The sequence below is a fragment of the Arthrobacter sp. Y3223164 genome (genome assembly GCF_059091005.1).
The window spans coordinates 1-2169 of the sequence record NZ_JBNHGF010000428.1 but is presented as its reverse complement, the minus strand read 5'-3'; the positions used below and the strand labels follow the sequence as shown (position 1 = coordinate 2169).

The window sequence follows — 2169 nt, the reverse complement described above, 5'->3', positions numbered from 1 at the left end:
CCTGCCGCCGGTCCGCCAGCCGTTCCTCGATCACCTGGGCGACGCCGTCCTCGGCGAACGCCGGGGCGCGGAACGGGGTTGCTTCCAGCGCGGTGCGGTGGCCGGAGGCCATCGCGTAGCCGGCCCCGGCCCACCGCAGCATTTCGATGTCGTTCGGCATGTCGCCGAAGGCCACCACGTCCTGGGGGCCGATGCCCAACGAACCGGCGTACTCGGCCAGGGTCACCGCTTTGTTGAGCCCCGGCCGTGCCATCTCCAGCAGCGGGTTGCCGGGGGCAGAATGCGTCACGGCGGCCAGATGCCCCACCGCCGGGCCCACCTCGGCCAGGAAGGCGTCGGGGTCGATGTCCGTCCCCCGGGCCAGCAGTTTCACGACCGAGTCGGAGCGGCGCAGGCTTTCCGGCAACAGTTTGGGCACGGTGCCGTCCAGAAGCTCCACCGAGCCGGGCTGCAGAAAGTTCGGTTCCAGCAGGAATCCCTCGGTCGTTTCCGCCGCGAACGTCACCGCCGGGTGCAGGCCGAGGATGATCCGGCGCACCTCGAGAATGTTCGCGTGGGGCAGCGTCTGCGCCGAGAGCACCCGCTCGGCCACCAGATCGTAGACCACGGCGCCGTTGGAGCAGATCACCCGGCCGCGGTGTCCGATCTGTTCGGCCAGCGGAGTCAGCCAGCGCGGCGGCCGGCCGGTCACGAAGACAATTTCCACACCCGCGGCCGCCGCGCTGCGAAACGCCCGGACGGTGCGGGGGCTGATTTTGCCGTCCCGGCCGATGATGGTTCCGTCGAGGTCGCTGGCGATAAGGCGCATTGCACCAGTCTAGGGATGCCTCCGGCGGCGCAGGCGGCTAGCCCAGCTCGTCGCGGCGCGGCGGATTCGCCCCTGCCCGGGACACCGTGATGGCCGCGGCACGGGCAGCGTGCGCCATCACGTCTTCGAGCGTGGCGGAGCCCATGTCGCGCAGCTTGCCGCGCCGGGCCGAACCGGAGAATCCCGCGTTCAGCAGCGCATCGAGCAGCCCGGACATGTACGCGTCGCCGGCGCCTACGCTGTCAACGACGGCCGACGCCGGTGCCGTGACCTCTGCCGTCCCGGCACCGACCACTCCCCAGCTGCCCTTCGCCCCGCGCGTGACCACTACCGCGGCCGGCCCCCGCTTCAACCACGCACGGGCCGTCTCCTCGACGGTACGGTCCGGGTACAGCCACTGAAGGTCTTCGTCGGAGGCCTTGACCACATCGGCCAGGACCACGAACTTTTCGGCCTGCCGCCGGGCGAAGTCCCGGTCCGTAATCAGCGTGGGCCGGCAGTTCGGGTCGTAGCTGACCAGGGCCCGCGGATGGGCCCGCTGGACGGTCCTGTACACCGTGTGCGCGCCCGGCTCCAGCATGGCGGCGACGGAGCCGGTGTGCAGCCAGACCGTCTCGTCGAGCAGCCGGGGCCGGATCTTTTCGAGGTCCGGCAGTTCCCAGAGCAGGTCGAAAGAGTAATGGGCGGCACCGGCGGGATCCAGGGTAGCGGTGGCAGCGCTGGTCGGCGACGCATCCGGATCCAGCGGCACCAACACGGAGTTGCGGCGCAGATGGCCGTGGACCAGGTCCCCGAACCGGTCCTTGCCGTACCGGCCGACGAACTGGACCGGGTGGCCCAGCCGGGCCAGGCCCACCGCCACGTTCATTGGGCTGCCGCCGACGTGCACCCGCGGGGGCATCGTGTCGGAGCGGACGACGTCCACCAGGGCTTCGCCTATGACCGTGAGCACAGTGCCAACGTAGCAGAGCGCCGCCGGTTGCGGCACCGGCATCAGCCCAGGCCGGCCAGCACCCCGCGGATGCGCGCAAACGCAACAGAGGCAGGATCTATCAGCGCATAGTGGTCCCCGGGAACGAGCACCAGTTCGGCCGTCCCGCCGGCGGCCCGGGCGGCGTCGACGTAGCGCTCGGACAGTTCCCTCGGCACGTCGGCGTCCTGCTCGGCGTGGAAGGCGTAGACGGGGACCGGCAGCGGAACGTTCCGCATGGGATCGGCGAGCCGGTAGGGATGCGCGGCACCTGGATCAGCGTCCTCCGGCCGCCCGAGCAGGTTTTCGACGGCGCCGTCGCTCAGGCCCAGCTCGTGGGCGCGCGCCACATCCAGCACCCCGGACTGGCTGAGCACCGCAGCGAGCTCCA

The 2169-nt window shown here is 71.0% G+C and carries 3 protein-coding genes; all 3 read right to left on the bottom strand.

Going from position 1 to position 2169, the window contains the following annotated elements; all coding sequences use genetic code 11:
- Positions 1-808: HAD family hydrolase (locus AC5RUJ_RS14995; protein WP_494156112.1), on the bottom strand; the 808-nt coding region annotated here is incomplete at its 3' end.
- A 37-nt stretch (positions 809-845) separates the two neighbouring features.
- A complete protein-coding gene (locus AC5RUJ_RS14990; RefSeq protein ID WP_494013403.1) occupies positions 846-1760 on the bottom strand; it encodes a carbohydrate kinase family protein in 915 nt (304 codons plus the stop codon).
- Between the two features lie 41 nt (positions 1761-1801).
- Positions 1802-2169, bottom strand: a 368-nt coding sequence (locus tag AC5RUJ_RS14985; RefSeq protein WP_494156111.1) for an alpha/beta hydrolase family protein, incomplete at its 5' end; no start/stop codon positions are given.